The organism is Bradyrhizobium sp. sGM-13 (assembly GCF_018398875.1).
Lineage (GTDB): Bacteria > Pseudomonadota > Alphaproteobacteria > Rhizobiales > Xanthobacteraceae > Bradyrhizobium.
In genome coordinates, this window is record NZ_JAGWDK010000004.1 from 209,461 (window position 1) to 228,803 (window position 19,343).

At 63.1% G+C, this 19,343-nt stretch carries 19 protein-coding genes; 14 read left to right on the forward strand and 5 right to left on the reverse strand.

All coding sequences use genetic code 11. From position 1 onward, the window contains the following. Position 1: 1 nt before the first annotated feature. From KJQ96_RS07600 to KJQ96_RS07610, 3 genes are all read left to right on the forward strand, one after another. Complete coding sequence (locus KJQ96_RS07600) at positions 2-970, forward strand: branched-chain amino acid ABC transporter permease (RefSeq protein WP_057846370.1); 969 nt, start codon at positions 2-4, stop codon at positions 968-970. A 152-nt stretch (positions 971-1,122) separates the two neighbouring features. Further along, positions 1,123-1,767, forward strand: coding sequence for a DUF47 domain-containing protein (locus tag KJQ96_RS07605; protein ID WP_213286057.1), 645 nt, complete (start codon positions 1,123-1,125; stop codon positions 1,765-1,767). A 15-nt stretch (positions 1,768-1,782) separates the two neighbouring features. Continuing rightward, positions 1,783-2,787: an inorganic phosphate transporter gene (locus KJQ96_RS07610; RefSeq protein WP_213286058.1), complete on the forward strand. Its 1,005-nt coding sequence runs from the start codon at positions 1,783-1,785 to the stop codon at positions 2,785-2,787. On the opposite strand, the gene sugE is transcribed toward KJQ96_RS07610, so the two are convergent. Beyond that, positions 2,779-3,102: a quaternary ammonium compound efflux SMR transporter SugE gene (gene sugE / locus KJQ96_RS07615; protein WP_213286059.1), complete on the reverse strand. Its 324-nt coding sequence runs from the start codon at positions 3,100-3,102 to the stop codon at positions 2,779-2,781. The genes KJQ96_RS07610 and sugE overlap by 9 nt on opposite strands. Positions 3,103-3,257: 155 nt before the next feature. On the opposite strand from sugE, the gene KJQ96_RS07620 reads away from it, so the two are divergent. From KJQ96_RS07620 to KJQ96_RS07650, 7 genes are all read left to right on the forward strand, one after another. Beyond that, a complete protein-coding gene (locus tag KJQ96_RS07620; protein ID WP_213286060.1) occupies positions 3,258-4,874 on the forward strand; it encodes a peptide chain release factor 3 in 1,617 nt (538 codons plus the stop codon). 277 nt (positions 4,875-5,151) lie between these two features. After that, the gene (locus KJQ96_RS07625) at positions 5,152-5,877 is read left to right on the forward strand and encodes a crotonase/enoyl-CoA hydratase family protein (RefSeq protein WP_213286061.1); all 726 of its coding nucleotides are present in this window, start codon (positions 5,152-5,154) and stop codon (positions 5,875-5,877) included. Between the two features lie 59 nt (positions 5,878-5,936). Further along, positions 5,937-6,494 (forward strand): TetR/AcrR family transcriptional regulator, encoded by a 558-nt coding sequence (locus KJQ96_RS07630; RefSeq protein WP_213286062.1) that lies wholly within the window; start codon positions 5,937-5,939, stop codon positions 6,492-6,494. A gap of 72 nt (positions 6,495-6,566) precedes the next feature. Then, on the forward strand, positions 6,567-7,169 hold the full coding sequence (locus tag KJQ96_RS07635) for a hypothetical protein (protein ID WP_213286063.1): 603 nt from the start codon (positions 6,567-6,569) through the stop codon (positions 7,167-7,169). An 84-nt stretch (positions 7,170-7,253) separates the two neighbouring features. Further along, the gene (locus tag KJQ96_RS07640; RefSeq protein ID WP_213286064.1) at positions 7,254-7,838 is read left to right on the forward strand and encodes an NnrU family protein; all 585 of its coding nucleotides are present in this window, start codon (positions 7,254-7,256) and stop codon (positions 7,836-7,838) included. A 1-nt stretch (position 7,839) separates the two neighbouring features. Next, entirely contained in the window at positions 7,840-8,661 is an 822-nt protein-coding gene (panB, locus tag KJQ96_RS07645; RefSeq protein ID WP_213286065.1) for a 3-methyl-2-oxobutanoate hydroxymethyltransferase, read from the forward strand. A 15-nt stretch (positions 8,662-8,676) separates the two neighbouring features. Then, positions 8,677-10,272, forward strand: coding sequence for a class I adenylate-forming enzyme family protein (locus KJQ96_RS07650; RefSeq protein ID WP_213286066.1), 1,596 nt, complete (start codon positions 8,677-8,679; stop codon positions 10,270-10,272). Here KJQ96_RS07650 and KJQ96_RS07655 read toward each other — a convergent pair. Continuing rightward, complete coding sequence (locus KJQ96_RS07655; RefSeq protein ID WP_213286067.1) at positions 10,269-11,129, reverse strand: hypothetical protein; 861 nt, start codon at positions 11,127-11,129, stop codon at positions 10,269-10,271. The two genes, KJQ96_RS07650 and KJQ96_RS07655, sit on opposite strands and share 4 nt — an antisense overlap. Positions 11,130-11,368: 239 nt before the next feature. On the opposite strand from KJQ96_RS07655, the gene KJQ96_RS07660 reads away from it, so the two are divergent. The 4 genes from KJQ96_RS07660 to KJQ96_RS07675 are packed head-to-tail and all read left to right on the forward strand — an operon-like array spanning position 11,369 to position 15,241. Continuing rightward, positions 11,369-12,022 (forward strand): tetratricopeptide repeat protein, encoded by a 654-nt coding sequence (locus KJQ96_RS07660; protein WP_213286068.1) that lies wholly within the window; start codon positions 11,369-11,371, stop codon positions 12,020-12,022. A 29-nt stretch (positions 12,023-12,051) separates the two neighbouring features. Further along, the gene (locus KJQ96_RS07665) at positions 12,052-12,564 is read left to right on the forward strand and encodes a hypothetical protein (protein ID WP_213286069.1); all 513 of its coding nucleotides are present in this window, start codon (positions 12,052-12,054) and stop codon (positions 12,562-12,564) included. Positions 12,565-12,620: 56 nt separating this feature from the next. Continuing rightward, positions 12,621-14,003, forward strand: a complete 1,383-nt coding sequence (der, locus tag KJQ96_RS07670; protein WP_213286070.1) for a ribosome biogenesis GTPase Der — start codon at positions 12,621-12,623, stop codon at positions 14,001-14,003. Continuing rightward, positions 14,000-15,241 carry a TCR/Tet family MFS transporter gene (locus KJQ96_RS07675; RefSeq protein WP_213286071.1) on the forward strand — a complete coding sequence of 414 codons (1,242 nt, stop codon included), beginning with the start codon at positions 14,000-14,002 and terminating at the stop codon, positions 15,239-15,241. The genes der and KJQ96_RS07675 overlap by 4 nt, the downstream gene beginning before the upstream one ends. Before the next feature lie 121 nt (positions 15,242-15,362). Here the strand turns inward: KJQ96_RS07675 and KJQ96_RS07680 are convergent, their stop codons facing one another. The 3 genes from KJQ96_RS07680 to purF form a co-directional block, all read right to left on the reverse strand. Beyond that, positions 15,363-16,589 carry an ABC transporter substrate-binding protein gene (locus KJQ96_RS07680; RefSeq protein ID WP_213286072.1) on the reverse strand — a complete coding sequence of 409 codons (1,227 nt, stop codon included), beginning with the start codon at positions 16,587-16,589 and terminating at the stop codon, positions 15,363-15,365. A gap of 321 nt (positions 16,590-16,910) precedes the next feature. Then, positions 16,911-17,651 carry an SDR family NAD(P)-dependent oxidoreductase gene (locus KJQ96_RS07685; RefSeq protein ID WP_213286073.1) on the reverse strand — a complete coding sequence of 247 codons (741 nt, stop codon included), beginning with the start codon at positions 17,649-17,651 and terminating at the stop codon, positions 16,911-16,913. Positions 17,652-17,808: 157 nt separating this feature from the next. Continuing rightward, positions 17,809-19,314, reverse strand: coding sequence for an amidophosphoribosyltransferase (gene purF / locus KJQ96_RS07690; protein ID WP_213286237.1), 1,506 nt, complete (start codon positions 19,312-19,314; stop codon positions 17,809-17,811). Between the last annotated feature and the right edge of the window lie 29 nt (positions 19,315-19,343).

Sequence of the window (19,343 nt, forward strand, 5' to 3'; positions counted from 1 at the left end):
CATGAGCGCATTGACTGACGATACACTGCCGGTAACGCCGCGTGCGATGCGCGACGAGATGCTTATGTTCGCGGCGATGGCGGTGCTGCTGGGTGTTGTGCCGCTGACGGGCATCTACCCGTTCTTCGTGATGCAGGCGCTGTGCTTCGCACTGCTCGCCTGCGCGTTCAACCTCTTGATCGGCTATGGCGGCCTGCTGTCGTTCGGCCATGCGATGTTCCTGGGAACCGCGGGCTACTGCTCGGCGCATGCGCTCAAGGTCTGGGGCGTTACGCCCGAGCTCGGCATTGTGATCGGCACCGCCGGCGCTGCCGCGCTCTCCGTCGTCACCGGCTTCATCTCCATTCGACGGCAGGGTATCTACTTTGCGATGATCACACTGGCGCTGTCGCAGCTTCTCTATTTCATCTATCTGCAGGCGCCGTTCACCCATGGTGAAGACGGCATCCAGGGCATTCCGCAGGGCTACCTGTTTGGAATATTCAATCTCTCCAAGCCCACGGTGCTTTACTACGTGGTGCTCGCCGGGTTTCTCGGCGGCTTCCTCCTGATCTACCGCACCATCAACTCGCCATTCGGCGAAGTCTTGAAAGCCATTCGCGAAAATGAGCCGCGTGCGATCTCGCTGGGCTACAAGACTGACCAATATAAGCTGCTCGCTTTCATCCTCTCCGGAACGATTGCGGGCTTTGCCGGCTCGCTGAAGGTGTTCGTGGCGCAGAACGCTTCGCTCACCGACGTGCACTGGACGATGTCGGGTGAAATCGTGCTAATGACGCTGGTCGGCGGCCTCGGCACGGTGTTCGGTCCGGTCGTCGGGGCCTTCGTTATCATCGCCATGCAGCAATATCTTGCCGGCTTCGGCCAATGGGTGACGGTGATCCAGGGCGTCATCTTCGTGGCCTGCGTGTTGACGTTCCGCCGGGGCATCATCGGCGAGATCGCGCATTATTTCCGTCGATCCCTCTAAAACGGCGGTTTTTGGCGCAGTTTTTAGGCTCCACAAAGCGGTGGATGACCCGGTTCCCGGGACCCGACGTCGCGCGCTTTTCCCTCGAATGGTCTATGACAGTTTTGTGACAGATCGCTCCGCGGCTGTTTCTGAACGACGGAAAAATACCCATGCTGCGCTGGTTTCGTGCCTTTTTGCCCAAGGAGGAGCGATTTTTTGATTTATTTGCCCGCCACGCCCAGACGGTCGTGCAGGGCGCGCTAGCGTTGCAGGACATGATGCGCGGCGGCGAGGAGACGCCGGTATTCTGCCAGCGAGTCAATCAGTTCGAACACGACGCCGACGGCATCACCCGTGAGGTGCTGACCGCGGTCCGCCGCACCTTCATTACCCCGTTCGACCGCGGCGACATCAAGAATCTGATCACGTCGATGGACGACGCGATTGACCAGATGCAGCAGACCGCGAAGGCGGTGGTGCTGTTCGAGGTCCGAACGTTCGAACCTCCGATGCGCGAAATAGCCACGCTGTTGGTCGAGTGCGCCAATCTGGTCAGCCGCGCGCTTCCGCTGATGCAGTCGATCGGCAACAACGTCGCGATGCTGACCGCCATTACTGAGGAAATCGGAAAACTGGAGGGTCGTATCGACGATCTCCACGACATCGGGTTGAAGGAGCTGTTTCTCAAGCACCGCAACGGCAATTCGATGGATTTCGTGGTCGGCGCCGAGATCTACAAGCATCTCGAAAAAGTGTCGGACCGCTTCGACGACGTCGCCAACGAGATCAACTCGATCGTGATCGAACAGGTATAGGGCAGGGCCAATTCAGTGGACGCCACCCTGGCTTTTCCAGTTCTGGTCTTCTTAATTGGCGTCGCGCTGTTGTTCGATTTCCTCAACGGCCTGCATGACGCCGCCAATTCGATCGCCACGATCGTATCGACCCGAGTGCTGCGCCCGCATTACGCGGTGTTCTGGGCGGCCTTCTTCAATTTTATCGCCTTCCTCTTCTTTGGGCTGCACGTCGCCAACACGATCGGCAAGGGAATCATCGAACCCGACGTCGTCGATGCCGCCGTGATCTTCGCTGCGCTAATCGGCGCGATAGTCTGGAACCTGATCACCTGGGGGCTCGGCATTCCATCTTCGAGTTCGCACGCGTTGATCGGAGGACTGGTTGGCGCGGGCATGGCCAAGGCTGGAATTTCCGCGGCGGTCTGGAGCGGCCTGTCGAAGACGCTGCTGGCGATAGTGCTGTCGCCGCTGGTCGGGTTTCTGCTCGCGCTGGTTCTGGTCGCGATCGTGTCCTGGCTGTCGGTGCGCTCGACGCCGTTTGCGGTCGATCGCGCCTTCCGCATCCTGCAATTCGTCTCGGCATCGCTCTATTCGCTCGGCCATGGCGGCAACGACGCGCAAAAGACCATGGGCATCATCGCGGTGCTTTTGTATTCGCAAGGCCACCTCGGAGCGGATTTTGCTATCCCGTTCTGGGTCGTGATTTCCTGCCAGGCGGCGATGGGGCTCGGCACGTTGATGGGGGGCTGGCGGATCGTTCGCACCATGGGGTTGCGGATCACCAAATTGACGCCGATGCAGGGCTTTTGCGCCGAAACCGGTGGAGCTGCGACCCTGTTCATGGCGACCTATCTCGGGGTTCCCGTATCCACGACCCACACAATTGCCGGCTCCATAGTCGGGGTCGGCGCCGCGCGGCGGGTCTCGGCGGTGCGCTGGAACGTGGCGAGCTCGATCGTCTACGCCTGGGTGATCACCATTCCGGCTTCAGGGTTCATCGCGGCGCTGACCTATTGGGCGGTGCTGTTGCTACGCTGATCCGGTGACGAGTTTAAGCCCGACGATGCCGGCCACGATCAGTCCGATGCAAGCAAGACGGGCGGCGGTCGCAGGCTCGCCGAACAGCGCGATGCCCAGGATTGCTGTTCCAACCGCGCCGATACCGGTCCATACCGCGTAGGCGGTTCCGATCGGCAGCGCTTTCACGGCAAGACCCAGCAGGATGATGCTGCCTATCATGCAGGCGAGCGTCAGGACGGATGGAACGAGCCGTGTAAATCCCTCGGTATATTTGAGGCCGATCGCCCAACCCACTTCCATGAGACCGGCGACGAACAACACGATCCAGGCCATGACAACCCTCCGAACCAGGCAGGGTCGTCCCCGCGGATGAGCTGTGAAATCGGAAGGTCGTCCTTCCGCAGCCGATATGGGACTGGCCAGCAGCGTCCGCAACCACCAAATGAGACTTGATTAGCCCGGTTTTCCCTGCCAAACGCTCGAGCCTCATGTCCGACATTGCCGTTACAGCCGAATCGCCGTCCCGCTCGCCGCTCTCAGATGAAGTAGCGCGGCGGCGCACATTTGCGATCATCTCCCATCCGGACGCCGGCAAGACCACGCTGACCGAGAAGCTCCTGCTGTTCGGCGGCGCCATCAATCTGGCAGGGCAGGTCAAGGCCAAGGGCGAGCGGCGCAATACCCGTTCCGACTGGATGAAGATCGAGCGCGAGCGCGGCATCTCGGTCGTGACCTCGGTGATGACGTTCGAATTCCAGGACCTCGTCTTCAACCTCTTGGACACGCCCGGCCACGAAGACTTCTCGGAAGACACCTACCGGACGCTGACCGCGGTCGATTCCGCCGTCATGGTGATCGACGCCGCCAAGGGCATCGAGGCGCGGACGCGAAAGCTGTTCGAGGTGTGCCGGCTGCGCGACATTCCGATCATCACCTTCATCAACAAGATGGACCGCGAGAGCCGCGACACGTTCGAACTGCTGGACGAGATCGAAAAGACGCTGGCGCTCGACACCACGCCGATGACCTGGCCGGTCGGTCGCGGCCGCGACTTCCTCGGCACTTACGACGTCGTCAACGGCGGCGTGCGCCTGCTCGAAGGCGGCGGCGCCAAGACCGGCGCGACCGAGCAGATCGATATCGCCGATCTTGCCGGCCGCAACCCCAATCTCGACGTTGCCGAGATCAAGGACGAACTCGCGCTGGTGTCGGAAGCCTGCAAGCCGTTCGAGTTGGACGCGTTTCGCGAGGGCCATCTGACGCCGGTCTATTTCGGCAGCGCGCTGCGCAATTTCGGTGTCGGCGACTTGCTGGAAGGTCTTGGCAAGTTCGCGCCGGCGCCGCGGGCGCAGGACAGCAATTTGCGCAAGGTCGAAGCAGCCGAGCCGCGCATGAGCGCCTTCGTGTTCAAGATCCAGGCCAATATGGATCCGAACCACCGCGACCGCATCGCGTTCGCTCGGCTGTGCTCCGGCAAGCTCAGCCGCGGCATGAAAGCGAAGCTGGTGCGGACCGGCAAAAACATGTCGCTGTCGTCGCCACAGTTCTTCTTCGCGCAGGATCGCTCGGTGGCCGATGAGGCGTTTGCCGGCGACGTCGTCGGCATTCCGAACCACGGTACCTTGCGGATCGGCGATACGCTGACCGAAGGTGAGGACATCACCTTCGTCGGCGTCCCGAGTTTTGCGCCGGAAATCGTCCGCCGCGTGCGGCTGACGGATGCGATGAAAGCCAAGAAGCTGAAAGAGGCGCTGCAGCAGATGTCGGAAGAGGGCGTGGTGCAGGTGTTCCGGCCCCGCGACGGCGCACCGGCGCTGGTCGGCGTTGTCGGTCCGCTGCAGCTCGACGTGCTGAAGGCGCGCCTCGATGCGGAATATTCGCTGCCGGTGGAATTCGAGGTTTCGGAATTCCAGCTCGCCCGCTGGGTCTCGTCCGACGACCGCAAGAAGTTAGAGGCCTTCATCGCGGCTAACGGTTCGGGCATCGCCGACGACGTCGACGGCGATCCCGTGTTCATGGCCAAGAACGAGTTTTACCTGGGCTATACCAGGGAGCGCGCCGAAGGAATCACCTTCTCCAACGTCAAGGACGTGAAGAAGGCGTAGGCGGGGCTCGTTTTTGCGCCAGCCTACGCTGTCGTCCTCCGCGAAAGCGGGGGACCCAGTACGCCGCGGCCTCTCCGTCTATCTACCGTCTCTGGAATACTGGATCGTCCGGTCGAGCCGGACGATGACAAGTTGGGGTGAGGCTGGTTGCTCACCTAGCTTATGCATCCGGTGGATACCTGCATGCATTCCAAGCCCGAATAAATCTCTTGCGTCACCCCGCGCTTCCGTAAAAGTATCCATCGGATGCTTTTGAAACAAAAAAGGGAGACCGCCCATGACTGATCTCGCAACCTATTCCCGTTCCGGCCCGGTCGGCACCATCGTGATCGACGATGGCAAGGCCAATGTGATGTCGCTTGCCATGCTCAACGCCCTGCATGTGGCCTTCGATCAGGCGGAAAAGGACAAGACGGTGGTGATCCTGAAGGCCCGCGGCAAGCATTTTTCAGGGGGATTCGACCTCAACGTCTTCGCCAAGGGCAGCGCCCAGGACCAATATCTGATAGTGAAAGCGGGCGCGGAACTGGCCTTGCGCATCCTTTCGTTCCCGACGCCGGTGGTGGCGGCCTGCCAGGGCAACGCCTACCCGATGGGGGCTTTCCTCATCATGTCCAGCGACCACCGCATTGCCGGCGAGGGCGACTACCGGATCGGCATGAACGAGGTCGCGATCGGGCTCACCGTGCCGCGTTTTGCGATCGAGATCGCGCGGCAGCGGCTGACGCCGGCCTATTTCAGCAGGGCGGTAATGACCGCGGAAATGCTCGGCCCAACGGAGGCCGTCACCGCTGGCTTCTTTGACCGCATCGTTCCGGCAGATGCGCTGGAGCGCAGCGCCGAGGAGACTGCACAGGCGCTTGCCACGCTCGACATGGCCGCCCATGCCGCCACCAAGGCGCGGGGGCGCGGGGCGGTGATCAAGATGATCCGCGCCATGATCGACGAGGACATTACGCCGCAGTATGGCGAGGACCGTGTTGCCAAACGGGCATCTGCCTGACGGAAAGCTTTGGCCGCCCGGCAGTGGCGTTGCATCTCACGTCTTTGTATGAAGGGGACATGACCGCAAAGCCGCGCCGGGCGACCTATCGCCACGGCAATTTGAAATCCGAAGCGCTGAAGGCCGCCACCCGTCTGGTGGCAACGGCCGGCCATGAGCAATTGAGCCTGCGCGAGGTCGCGGAGGCCGTCGGCGTCGCGCATCGCTCGCTGTACAACCATTTCGCCGACCGCGAAGCGCTGCTCGACGCGGTCGCGGCCGAGGCCTACACGAGGCTCGCCACCATCCTCGTCAAGGCAGAGACGCCACAGGACTATACCTCGAAGTATGTCCGCTTCGCGCTCGCCAACCGCGCGCTATACGCCCTGATGACCAGCCGCCCGCACGCCACCATGAAGCACAATCCGCCGCTGCAGGCCGCGGTTCATAAGGTCATCGCCCAGGCCATGCGGATATTCTGCCAGCATATCGAGAGCCCGGCCGAGCGTCGCCGCGCGGTGATGAAGGTCTACATTACGCTCTATGGCGGCATCTCGCTCTATGCGGCCGGCGTCCTCGACCAGCCCAGCGAGAAGGCCCTGATTGCGGAACTGTCCGCCATGAACGCAGGGATGTGAACACCGTCCGACTTGATACGGCGCGAAGCGCGCATCAGCTTAGGTGTGTCGCCTTTTAGGACTTAGGGCCGCATGTTCCGGTGCATCATCGTCTGCCTGATCACCACATTCGTCGGGTTGAGCGCCGCCGACGCCCAGTCGAGGCGCCAGATCGACGCCACGCCATTTTCGCACGCGCCCTGCAGCGTGCTCGACGGCCAGCCGTGCACGCCGTCATTTTGCAGCGTGTTCAACGAAGGTCCCTGTATTCCCGAGATCGATTATCCGTACGGACAGAATCTGCAACTCACGATCGAAAGCGCGCCGCCACAGGATCAGGCCGCGAAATACCGGAGGCCCGATCATGATCTCGATACGATCGGCGACCTCTTTGCGGCGTTGCGCTCCTGTTGGTCGCCGCCACCTTCCGACATCGCGCGCCAGGGCATGCAGATGTCGGTTCGGTTCAGCTTCAAGCGCTCGGGCGAGATCATCGCTACGCCCCGCGTGACCTATGCCACGGCAGGCGTCCCAGCCGACACCCGCGCTACCTATTTGAAAGCGATCAACGCGTCGCTTGCAGGCTGCACCCCGCTCAAGTTCACGTCCGGGCTTGGCGGCGCGCTTGCCGGGCGGCCGATCGCGATCCGCTACGTCGACAACCGCGATCTAGGCAAGCAGGCGGAGAAGCCGTAACGGCCGCGTGGCGCATTGCGCACCAAGCCCTTAAAATGATACGCGGATAATCCGGAAAACCAGCCGCGCAACGGGAGGCACGTCATGGGACTGCTGGTGTTGATCCTGGGCCTGATCCTGTTCTTCGGCGTCCACACGCTCACCACGCAGCGCAAGCTGCGCGCGCAGGTGATCTCCGCGACGGGCGAGAGCGGCTACAAGATCGGCTATGCGTTGGCTTCGTTCGCTGGTCTGGCGCTGATCATCTGGGGTTTTGCGCTTTATCGCCAAACGGGCTGGATCAACCTCTGGAACCCGCCAGTGGCGCTCAAGCACATCACCACGGCGCTGATGCTGCCCGCGGTCATCATGGTTGTCGCGTCCTACATCCGCGGCCGGATCTATACGACGCTCAAACATCCGATGCTGACGGGCATCAAGCTGTGGGCGGCGGCGCATCTGCTCGCCAATGGCGATCTCGGCTCGATCATCCTGTTCGGCTCGTTTCTCGCATGGGCGGTGTATGATCGCATTTCGCTGAAATATCGTTCCGACGCCGGCGCCCCGCCGATTCCCGTCGGTGGTCCCGGCAACGATTTGATCGCGATCGCGGTCGGTCTCGTCGCCTATCTGGCGCTCGCCTTCGCGTTCCATCCGGTCGTGATCGGCGTTCCCGTGGTTGGAGCCTAACATGTCCGTGCAATCTGCCATCAAGCGCAAAACGGCGCCGGATATCCGTGCGCGCAAGAACGGCGAGCCGATCGTGATGCTGACGTCCTACCATGCGCACACTGCCACGCTGGTCGATCGCCACTGCGACGTCATCCTGGTCGGCGATTCTCTCGGCAACGTCATGCACGGTTTCGAGACCACGGTGCCGGTGACGCTCGACATGATGATCCTGCAGGGCCATGCGGTGATGCGCGGCTCGAAGCATGCCCTCGTCGTGGTCGACATGCCGTTCGGCTCCTATGAGGCCTCGAAGGAGCAGGCGTTTCATTCCGCGGTGCGGATATTGAAGGAGACCCATTGCGGCGCGGTGAAGCTCGAAGGCGGCGTGCGCATGGCGGAAACCGTCGCGTTCCTGTCCGAGCGCGGCGTGCCGGTCATGGGCCACATCGGACTGACGCCGCAATCGATCAACACGCTCGGCTCGTTTCGCGCGCAGGGCCGCGACGAGGGTAGTTGGGATCCGATCCTGAAAGACGCCCAGGCGATCTCGGATGCCGGTGCGTTTTCGGTCGTGGTCGAAGCGGTCGCCGAGCCGCTGGCGCGCAAGATCACGCAGACCATTGCCATTCCGACCATCGGCATCGGCGCGAGTGCGGCCTGCGACGGCCAAGTACTGGTGCTCGAGGATATGCTGGGCCTGTCGCCGCGAACGCCGAAATTCGTGCGCCGCTATGGCGATCTCGGCCCCGCGATCGAAGCGGCGATCCAGGGCTACGCCAACGACGTGCGCTCGCGCGCTTTCCCGGGACCCGAGCACGTCTACGAGATGAAGAAGAGCTGACGGGGCGCGCCATCCATGGACTGGTCGCAGCACTCTATCCCGGCGATGCGGCTCGAGCCGCGCTTTGGCGACCGAATCGTTCCGGTCTTTTGTGAACGGCCCAAGAGCATTCCGGCGATGGTGGCCGAAGCGGTTGCGACCAACCCGGACGGCGAGGCGCTGGTCTGCGGGGCCACGCGAATGACATGGCGCGAGGTCGCGCAGCAATCGGCGCAAATCGCAGCAGGATTTCAAAAACTCGGCCTGCAGCGCGGCGACCGCGTCGCGCTACTGCTCGGCAACAGAATCCAATTCGTGCTGACGATGCTGGGTGCGGCCCATGCCGGGCTGGTGACGGTGCTGCTTTCGATCCGCCAGCAAAAGCCCGAGATCGCCTATGTGCTCACCGATTGCGGCGCAAAGCTCCTGATCCACGAGGCGGCCTTGGCCGATCGTGTGCCCGATGCCGGCGACATTCCCGATGTGATGCGCCGGATTGTTGTCGACGGCGACCCGCGACTTTCGCGCTTTTCAGAACTCGCTGACAACGCGCCGCTCGCCGCACCAATCGAGATCGGTGAAGAGGATACTGCCATGATCCTCTATACGTCGGGCACCACGGGGCGGCCAAAGGGCGCGATGCTCGCCCATTGCACCATCATTCATTCGGCCATGGTGTTCGTATCATGCATGAAGCTCACTGCCGCGGATCGCTCGATCGCCGCGGTGCCGCTCGGTCATGTCACCGGCGTGGTCGCCAACCTCATGACCATGGTCCGTTGCGCAGGCGCGCTGATCATCATGGCGGAGTTCAAGGCGGCGGAATATTTGAAGTTGGCCGCGCGTGAGCGGGTCACCTACACCGTGATGGTGCCGGCGATGTACAATCTCTGCCTGCTGCAGCCGGATTTCGACAGCTACGATCTGTCGAGCTGGCGGATCGGCGGCTTTGGCGGCGCGCCGATGCCGATCGCCACCATTGAGAAGCTCGATGCCAAGATTCCCGGCCTGAAGCTGATGAATTGCTACGGCGCGACCGAGACCACGTCGCCCTCGACAATGATGCCGGGCGAATTGACCGCCAGCCACATCGATAGTGTCGGCTTGCCCTGTCCCGGCGCGCAGATCGTCGTGATGGATGCCGAGGGCCGCGAACTGCCGCGCGGCGAGATCGGCGAAATCTGGATTCACGGCGGGTCCGTCATCAAGGGCTACTGGAACAATCCGAAGGCGACGGCGGAGAGTTTTACGGCCGGCTTCTGGCATTCCGGCGATCTCGGCTCGATCGACGAAGAGAATTTCGTGCGCGTGTTCGATCGTCAGAAGGACATGATCAACCGCGGCGGGCTCAAGATCTATTCCGCCGAGGTCGAGTCGGTTTTGGCCGGTCATCCCGACGTGGTCGAGAGCGCGATCATCGCCAAGCCGTGCCCGGTGCTGGGCGAGCGCGTGCACGCCGTCGTCGTGACCCGGAATCAAGTCAGCGGCGAGGTGCTGCGCGCCTGGTGCGCCGAACGGCTGTCGGATTACAAGGTGCCGGAAACCATGGATCTGCGGATGGACCCGTTGCCGCGCAACGCCAACGGCAAGGTGATGAAGCGGCAGCTCCGCGAGGCTTTCACGGCGGCTTAGAGCTTCGGCGCGCTGCCTCTCGGCATTGCGCTCTCGCTTGCCCCGGCGGCGAGCGCGGCACTGTCGATCGCGGCGGCGCTGACGAGCTGCTTGACGTCCAGTAGGGTGAATTGGGCGATACCGACGCGGTCGGCCTGTGTGCCCGGAACGAGCTGCACACTCAACACGCCATCGCAATTCGCGCCCTTGGCCTCGGTCAGCATGGCGCCCGGTTCCTTGGCTTTGGTCTGGGCGCGCTTGACGACCGCCACGCAACTGCCGCGCACGGTATCGCCGTTGAGCTTGACGGCGGCCCTTGGGTCGAGCGGCTTACCGATGGCCTCGAGCGCAGTCGCTTCCTTGTACTTGCCGCCGACCGACATGATCGAGCCCTTGCGGTAGATGTAGTACAGATGCTGGTCGCCGACGATGGTCGGCACGCCGTATTTGCCCATGATCTCCTTGATCATGTCCGCCTTCGACGGCTGCTGGTCCGGTGCGAAGGTCAGATTGCGGGCAACGAAATAGGCGCGGTTGGCACTCGCGGGCGAGGAGAAGCTGGTCGAGAGCATCTCGCCGTTCTGTTTCGAACCGTCGGGGAGGGTGAAATTCAAGGCGGCGACGTAGCTGGCACCACCGAACTTCTGCTGTTGGATGTCGGTCGTGGTGTCGGTCCGGCCTTTGAACAGCGAATCAAAAATGGCGTGGGCGGATTCGGCGTTCGATTCGGTCGAGATACCCAAAATGTCGGGGCGCAGCTTGCCCGAGAATGCCGTCTCGGGCGCCTTCGGCTTGAAGTCGTCGGCCAGTGACGCTGCGGCCGCCAGGGGCACCAGGCCGAGGGCAAGCAGCATCGAAACCAGCGTGTGGCGAGGCATGAAACACCTGAAAAAGTACGGATCGACAATGGAAGCGGCCGGGATTACGCCAAACTTTGAACCGCGATGTCAACATTGCCAGCCGATTTCGGAGGGGGTTGGGAGCCGCTGTTAACACTTTGATCCGCCTCGCTTTGCCTTGCCACCGCCATATCGATAGGCTACGCCCCGGCCATGCGGGATCGGGCGCGCGATGCTGCCGCCGACGTTGCGGTTCCCCTGGGATGGGATATCTTTAAGTGTCTGAATTATTTGATGAAGTAGACGAGGAGGTCCGTCGCGAGCAGCTTAAAAGGCTGTGGGACCGGTATTCGCTTCTGATCATCGCCGGCCTGATTTTGATCATCGCGGCCGTGGGCGGCTGGCGTGGCTACCAGTATCTGGAGTCCAAGAAGGCGGCCGAGGCAGGGGCAGCGTTCGACAAGGCGGTCGAGCTTTCGGAAGCCAACAAGCACGCCGAGGCCGAAGCGGCATTCGCCGATCTCGTTGCGAAGGCGCCGTTCGGCTACCGCGTGTTGGCACGGTTGCGCCTGGCCGCGGAGGTTGCCAACCGCGATCCGCAGGCGGCGGCAAAGATGTTCGACGAGATCGCCGCTGACCGCAGCGTCGGTGTCGCCGAGCAGGACCTCGCGCGGGTTCGCGCAGCCCAGTTACTGTTGGAAAGCACCAGCTATCCCAACATGAAAGAACGCCTCGAAGCCGCTGCCGCGCCGGGCGCGACCTTCCGCCATACTGCGCGCGAATTGCTGGCGCTATCGGCCTGGCGTGCCAATGATGCCGCAGCGACACGGCAATGGCTGGATATGATCGCCAATGACGGAGAAACGCCGCCGAGCCTGCGCTCGCGTGCCGAAGCGCTTCAGGCCTTGCTGCCGCCGGTCGCCAAGAGCTGACGCCAGCAAAACGAGTTGGGAAACCCACTATGCGCCGCCCGCAACGTTTGATCGCAACCGCCGTCCTTATCGCACTTTCAGGCGCGCTGGCAGGCTGTGGCAGCATGGGCAATTTCGATCCGTCCGATCTGCTCGACTTCCTCGACACCAAGAAAAAGCTGCCCGGTGAGCGCAAGCCGGTGTTCCCCGACGGTGTGCCGGGCCTTGAGCAGGGCGTGCCGAGGGATCTCTACAGGGGTGCCAACCAACAAGTTGATGATCCTAACGCGGTAGCGGCTGCAGCCCCTCCGCCCGAAGAGCCCAAGTCGAAGCGTGGCGCGAAATCCAAGGGCAAGCAGGCTGCCGCACCCGCCGCTGCGGATCCCGACGCCGCGCCCGAGGAAGAGGGCAGCACCGCCGCTGCGCCGCCGGCGCCCAAGCCAGCCAAGATCGTGCGCAAGCGCACCACGGCTCCACCGCCCGATCAAGCGGCCGCGCCCACGCAATCCTCGCAACAATCGGCTTTCCCGGCTCCGATGCCGAGCGGCAGTTTCTCGCGCTGACTTGTTTGTTTTCGTTCGATTGACACGCCCTTCAAAAAAGGGCGTTTGGGTCATTTATGTCCTTTACGATCGCCATAATCGGCCGGCCCAACGTCGGCAAGTCGACGCTGTTCAACCGGCTGGTCGGGCAGAAGCTCGCGCTGGTGGACGACGAGCCCGGCGTCACCCGCGACCGCCGCGAGGGACGCGCACGTCTCGGCGATCTCGAATTCACTGTGATCGATACCGCAGGCCTCGACGAGGGCGCCAAGGGCTCGCTCACGGCACGAATGCAGGAGCAGACCGAAGCCGCGATCGGGCTGGCCGATGCGCTGATGTTCGTGATCGACGCCCGTGCCGGCCTGACGCCGAACGATCGCGCCTTTGCCGATTTCGCGCGCCGCGCCAGCAAGCCGGTGGTGCTGGTCGCCAACAAGAGCGAGGGCAAGCACGGCGAAATGGGCGCGATGGAATCCTACGCGCTGGGGCTCGGCGATCCCGTGCAGATTTCGGCCGAGCATGGCGAGGGCATGAGCGATCTCTACGACGCGCTCGCCGCCCTGATGCCGGAGCCGGCTGAAGAGCGGGAAGAGTTCGACGACGACGATATCGTATCGGACGAGGATCTCGCCCAGCGTCCGATCCGCGTCGCCATCGTCGGCCGTCCCAATGCCGGCAAGTCAACGCTGATCAATCATCTGCTCGGCGAGGAGCGGCTGTTGACCAGCGCCGAGGCGGGCACCACGCGCGATTCCATTTCGGTGGAGATCACCTGGCAGGGGCGCGAATTTCGCGTGTTCGATACCGCGGGCTTAAGGCGGCGCTCGCGGATCGAGGAGAAGCTGGAGAAGCTGTCGGTGGCCGACGCGCTGCGCGCGGTGCGCTTCGCCGAAGTCGTCGTGATGATGATGGATGCGCAGAACCGGTTCGAGGAACAGGATTTGCGCATCGCCGATCTGATCGAGCGCGAGGGGCGGGCGATCGTGCTGGCGGTCAACAAATGGGATTTGATGGAGCGCAAGCCGCATCTGATTTCGGCGCTGCGCAGCGATGCCGATCACTGGTTGCCGCAGGTGAAAGGTGCCCCCATCGTCGCCGTGTCCGGCTTGCTGGGTGAGGGCATCGATCGGCTGATGACCGCAATCCAGGATGCCTACGCAGTCTGGAACAAGCGCGTGCCCACGGCCGCGCTCAATCGCTGGTTCGAGCAGGCAGTCGATGCCAACCCGCCGCCCGCAGTGTCGGGCCGCCGGCTGAAGCTGAACTATATCACGCAGACCAAGGGACGCCCGCCGAGCTTCGTGCTGTTCTGCTCGCGCGCGGACGCCGTGCCGCAATCTTACTTGCGCTATCTCACTAACAGCCTGCGCGAGGCTTTCGACCTGCCGGGCACGCCGATCCGCATCACGCTGCGCGAAAAGGCCAATCCGTTCGCGCACAAGCGCAAGCGGCCGTCATGAGCGAACAGGCGTCCACCGCTGCTGCCGACGATAGGCCGCCGGTACGCAGCGGCGCGGCGGCCTTTATCTTCGTCACCATCCTGCTCGACATGCTTGCGCTCGGCCTGATCCTGCCGATCCTGCCCAAGATCGTGGAGAGTTTTGTCGACAACGACACCGCGACGGCGGCGCGGATATTCGGCCTGTTCGGCACCGCGTGGGCGCTGATGCAGTTCCTGTTCTCGCCGATCCTTGGCGCGCTCTCGGACCGCTTCGGCCGCCGGCCGGTGGTGTTGCTATCGAATTTCGGACTGGCGCTGGATTACGTGTTGATGGCGCTGGCGCCGTCGCTGACCTGGCTGTTCATCGGCCGGGTGATCTCAGGCATCACCTCGGCCAGCATTTCCACGGCTTTTGCCTACATCGCCGATGTGACGCCGCCGGAACGGCGTGCCGCGGTGTTTGGCAAGATTGGCGCGGCCTTCGGCGCCGGATTCATTCTCGGCCCCGCCATCGGCGGCCTGCTCGGTGGCATGGATCCGCGTCTGCCGTTCTGGGTCGCGGCGGCCCTGAGCTTTGCGAACGCGCTATATGGCTGGCTGATCCTCCCCGAGTCGCTGCCGCGGGACCGGCGCGCGCCGTTCCACTGGAAGAGCGCCAGTCCGCTCGGCGCATTACATCTGTTGCGCTCGAACCGGATTCTCGCTGGCCTGTCGCTGGCGAATTTCTTTGGCCAGGTCGCGCATGTGGTGCTGCCTTCCACCTTCGTGCTCTACGCCACCTATCGGTATGGCTGGGACACGACAACGGTGGGGCTCACGCTGGCATTGGTGGGCGTCTGCGCCATGGTGGTGCAGGGCTTAGGCGTGGGGCCGATCGTCACGCGTCTCGGCGAGCGCCGTGCGCTGTTGCTCGGGCTCGCTTGCGGCGGGCTGGGATTCTTCATCTATGGCGCGGCCCCCACCGGGCCGTTGTTCTGGACCGGCATTCCGGTGATGGCGCTGTGGGGCGTGGCAGGCGCGGCGATCCAGGCCCTGACGACGCAGCTCGTTGCACCGGATCAGCAGGGCCAACTGCAGGGCGCGACCAACAGCGTCAACAGCATCGCCCAGATGGCGGGACCGTTCCTGTTCACGCTGACCTTTGCCTATTTCATCGGCGACCAGGCGCCGGTGAAATTGCCGGGCGCGCCGTTCCTGCTGGCGGCAGCGTTGTTGGGGCTCGCGCTGTTGATTGCGTGGTGGACGTTGAAGAAGTAGGGGAGCCGAAGGCGTAACCCGCCGCTCGTTGTGCTTCGTCATTCCGGGATGGTGCGTTAGCACCAGGCCCGGAATCTCGAGATCCCGGATATGGTGCTAGCGCACCAACGGCCTTCGGCCGTCACTTCTTCACCAGCGGACACTCGCTGGCTTCGAGCGGCTTGGCGGCGTCTTCCGCCGAGATCGTGGCGATCTGCTTGTAGTAATCCCACGGTCCCTTCGACTCTTCCGGCTTCTTCACTTCGAACAGATAGGCCGGAATGAGACGGCGGCCGTCGGCACGCAGCGGGCCCTTGCCGAACAGCGGATCGTCGGTCGGCAATTCCTTCATCTTGGCGACGACCTTGGCGCCGTCATGCGGATTGCTGCCGAGCGCTTCCATCGCCTTCAGGTAATGCAGGATCTCCGCATAAAGGCCGGCGACGGTCATCGAGGGCATCGAGCCCTTGGGCGAGAGCTTCTGGAAGCGCTTCGACCATTCGCGGGTCCTGTCGTTGAGATCCCAGTAGAAGGACTCGGTGAAAGTCAGGCCCTGCGCCGTCTTCAGGCCGAGCGCATGCACGTCGTTGATGAAGAGCAGCAGCGCGGCGAGCTTCTGGCCGCTCTGGACGATGCCGAATTCCGCCGCCTGCTTGATCGAGTTGGTGGTGTCGCCGCCGGCATTGGCAAGCCCGATGACCTTGGCCTTCGAGGACTGCGCCTGCAGCAGGAAGGAGGAGAAATCCGAGGTGTTGAGCGGATGCCTGACCGCGCCCAAAACCTTGCCGCCGGTCTGGGTGACGACATTGCCGGTGTCACGCTCCAGCGCATGGCCGAAGGCGTAGTCGGCGGTTAGGAAGAACCAGGTGTCGCCGCCGGCCTTGGTCAACGCCTTGCCGGTGCCGTTAGCGAGCATGTAAGTATCGTAGGTGAAGGAGATGGTATTGGGGTTGCAGGCCTTGCCGGTGAGGTCGGCGGTGGCAGCGCCAGAGTTGAGCAGCACCGAGTTCTTTTCCTTCACCAGATTGCTCACAGCGAGCGCAACGCCGGAGTTCGGCGTATCCGCGATCGCGTCCACCTTGTCGGCGTCGATCCACTGACGCGCGATGTTCACGCCGATGTCGGGCTTGTTCTGGTGGTCGCCGCTCAACACCTCGATATTCCAGCCCTGGGCCTTGAGACCGGAATCCTCGACTGCCATCTTGACCGCGACTACCGAGTTTGGTCCGCCGATGTCGGCATAGAGGCTGGACATGTCGTTCAACACACCGATCTTGACGTTTTTGTCCTGGGCCAGTGCTGGCGTCGCGAGGGCGAATGCGGCAAACGCCACGGAAGCGGCGAAGCGCCGCACAATTCTAATCGTCATGGTTTTCCTCCAGAAATGTTGTTCGCCGGCTCTCTTTTCGGAACCTGCCGCTTTGCGATAGTCCTTCTCGTAACCGCGGGCAATGCACTTATCGTTCCGCGCCCGACGTCAGCTCCGGCCAGATCGAGATGTCCCACCCACAGTTGGCCGCGGGTATTCTTTTCGTAAAACCCTTCCCTTAACGAAGGTTCCATCTTTCTTTTCTGAACACCTGGATGCGGCCGTTCATGCGATCGCAGACATAGAGCAACCCGCCGCCGCATTCGCTAATGCTTCGGCGGAAAAGTCGCTGCGCTTACAATGAGCGAGCTCGTAAGATGCTCAAGCCGGCGGATGAAAACTCATCAGTGTGCGGGTCTTGTAGTCATAGAGCTTGCCGGTCTCGGTCCATTCCGGCGCACACATCGGCACGATGAATTCCGCGGCCTGTTCCGGCGTATCCAGCGTCATCGGGTCTTCGCCGGGAAAGACGCTGGCGCGCATGCGGGTGCGGATCGGGCCGGGGCTGAACAGGTTGACGCGCAGTTTCGTGCTCACGGTCTCGTTGGCCCAGGAGCGTACCAGCGTGTCCAGCGCCGCCTTCGAGGCCGCGTAGGGTCCCTGATAGGCGTTCGCCTTGCTGGCAGCTCCCGAAGTGATGAAGACGGCGCGGCCGGCGTCCGAGACCTTGAGCAGCGGATCCATGCAGCGGATGAGCTGGAAGTTAGCGGTGACGTTTACTGCGAACACGTCGTTCCAGGGCTTCAGCTCGATATGCCCGAGCGGCGAGGAGGGGCCGGCAACCCCGGCATTGCCGACGAGAATGTCGAGCTTGCCGTGGCGTTCATGCAGCGCCGCGCCGAGCCGCGCGATGCCGTCGAAATCGGTGAGGTTGAGCGGCACCAGCGTGGCGCTGCCGCCGTCTTTGCGGATCTCGTCATCGAGTTCCTCAAGGCCGCCTTGTGTGCGCGCCACGGCTATGATGTGTGCGCCGGCCTTTGCCAGCGCGAGCGCCGTGGCATAGCCGATGCCGCGTGAGGCGCCGGTGACGAGCGCAATGCGGGAGGCGAGGAGTTTGCTCATTGAACTAGCTCGATCATCGTCGTCCCTGCGAAAGCAGGGACCCATACGCCGCGGCGCTCATGAGGTGAGGAGGTGTCAATAACTGATGGCATCCGGAAAAACGAAGGCCTGTGGTTATGGGTCCCTGCTTTCGCAGGGACGACACCGTTGGGTATTGTCAGCTCGCCTCTGCCAAGAGCGAGAGCTGGCGCGGCTGCGGCTCGACCTGGGTCTGGTCGGTAAGGTGCGTCGGATAGGCACCGGTGAAGCAGTGATCCGAGAATTTCGGATTGGCGGGATCGCGCCCCGGTTCGCCCATCGCGCGGTACAGGCCGTCGATCGACAGGAACGCCAGCGAATCCGCGCCGATGATGTCGCGCATCTCTTCCAGAGTATGGGTGGCCGCAAGAAGTCCGCCGCGGTCCGGCAGGTCGATGCCGTAATAGTCGGGATAGAGGATCGGCGGCGAGGCGAGGCGGAAGTGGACCTCGCGCGCACCGGCGTCGCGCATCATGCGCACGATCTTCTTCGACGTGGTGCCGCGCACCAGTGAATCGTCGATCAGGATGATCCGCTTGCCTTCGATCGCAGCGCGATTGGCCGAGTGCTTCATGCGCACGCCGAGCTCGCGCACACTCTGGGTCGGCTGGATGAAGGTGCGGCCGACATAGTGGTTGCGGATGATGCCGAGTTCGAACGGCACGCCGGAATACTGGCTGTAGCCGACCGCCGCCGGCACGCCGGAATCCGGCACCGGCACCACGACATCGACCTCGACATGGCTTTCGCGGGCGAGCTGGGCGCCGAAGGCCTTTCGGACCTCATAGACCGAACGGCCGCCGACGATCGAGTCCGGCCGTGAGAAGTAGATGTATTCGAAGATGCAGGGCCGCGGCGGCTTCGGCGGAAACGGCTTGTGGCTGTTGGCGCCCTTTTCATCGAACACGATGATCTCGCCGGGCTCGACGTCGCGAACATACTTGGCGCCGATCATATCGAGCGCACAGGTTTCCGAGGTCAGGATCGGACAGCCATCGAGATCGCCGAGCACCAGCGGTCGGATGCCGAGCGGATCGCGCGCGCCGATCAGTTTCTTGTTGGTCAGGGACACCAACGAATAGGCGCCCTCGATCGCACGCAGCGCCTCGACGAAACGATCGATGAAACGGTTGCGCTTGGACTGCGCGACCAGATGCAGGATGACCTCGGTATCGGTGGTCGACTGCATCATGGCGCCACCCTTGACCAGCTCGCGGCGCAGCGTCAGCCCGTTGGTGAGGTTGCCGTTGTGGCCGACCGCAAAACCGCCGGCATTGAGTTCGGCGAACAGCGGCTGCACGTTGCGCAGGATGGTCGCGCCGGTGGTGGAATAGCGGACGTGGCCGACCGCCATGCTGCCGGGCAGGCGCTCAATCACCTCGCGGCGGGAGAAGGTATCGCCGACGAGGCCAAGGCGGCGTTCGGAATGGAAGCGGCTGCCGTCGAAGGAGACAATGCCGGCGGCCTCCTGGCCGCGATGCTGGAGGGCGTGTAGTCCGAGCGCCGTGATGGCAGCGGCCTCGGGGTGGCCGAAGATGCCGAACACGCCGCACTCCTCGCGTAACGTGTCGCCTTCGAGATCGTCCTGCAACTCGATGCCACGATTTAGATCGAGTTGCCCGGCGGGATCGGAAGGGTTTTGCATCGCGTCCATCGCCTCTCTATTTTGGCCAG

Coding starts and splice junctions, on each gene's coding strand:
- KJQ96_RS07625 (WP_213286061.1), top strand. CDS start 5,152: ATGACTGATCTCGCAACCTATTCCCGTTCCGGCCCGGTCGGCACCATC.
- sugE (WP_213286059.1), bottom strand. CDS start 3,102: ATGGCCTGGATCGTGTTGTTCGTCGCCGGTCTCATGGAAGTGGGTTGG.
- purF (WP_213286237.1), bottom strand. CDS start 19,314: ATGCAAAACCCTTCCGATCCCGCCGGGCAACTCGATCTAAATCGTGGC.
- KJQ96_RS07675 (WP_213286071.1), top strand. CDS start 14,000: ATGAGCGAACAGGCGTCCACCGCTGCTGCCGACGATAGGCCGCCGGTA.
- KJQ96_RS07640 (WP_213286064.1), top strand. CDS start 7,254: ATGGGACTGCTGGTGTTGATCCTGGGCCTGATCCTGTTCTTCGGCGTC.
- der (WP_213286070.1), top strand. CDS start 12,621: ATGTCCTTTACGATCGCCATAATCGGCCGGCCCAACGTCGGCAAGTCG.
- KJQ96_RS07635 (WP_213286063.1), top strand. CDS start 6,567: ATGTTCCGGTGCATCATCGTCTGCCTGATCACCACATTCGTCGGGTTG.
- KJQ96_RS07620 (WP_213286060.1), top strand. CDS start 3,258: ATGTCCGACATTGCCGTTACAGCCGAATCGCCGTCCCGCTCGCCGCTC.
- KJQ96_RS07680 (WP_213286072.1), bottom strand. CDS start 16,589: ATGACGATTAGAATTGTGCGGCGCTTCGCCGCTTCCGTGGCGTTTGCC.
- KJQ96_RS07665 (WP_213286069.1), top strand. CDS start 12,052: ATGCGCCGCCCGCAACGTTTGATCGCAACCGCCGTCCTTATCGCACTT.
- KJQ96_RS07655 (WP_213286067.1), bottom strand. CDS start 11,129: ATGCCTCGCCACACGCTGGTTTCGATGCTGCTTGCCCTCGGCCTGGTG.
- panB (WP_213286065.1), top strand. CDS start 7,840: ATGTCCGTGCAATCTGCCATCAAGCGCAAAACGGCGCCGGATATCCGT.
- KJQ96_RS07630 (WP_213286062.1), top strand. CDS start 5,937: ATGACCGCAAAGCCGCGCCGGGCGACCTATCGCCACGGCAATTTGAAA.
- KJQ96_RS07685 (WP_213286073.1), bottom strand. CDS start 17,651: ATGAGCAAACTCCTCGCCTCCCGCATTGCGCTCGTCACCGGCGCCTCA.
- KJQ96_RS07605 (WP_213286057.1), top strand. CDS start 1,123: ATGCTGCGCTGGTTTCGTGCCTTTTTGCCCAAGGAGGAGCGATTTTTT.
- KJQ96_RS07650 (WP_213286066.1), top strand. CDS start 8,677: ATGGACTGGTCGCAGCACTCTATCCCGGCGATGCGGCTCGAGCCGCGC.
- KJQ96_RS07600 (WP_057846370.1), top strand. CDS start 2: ATGAGCGCATTGACTGACGATACACTGCCGGTAACGCCGCGTGCGATG.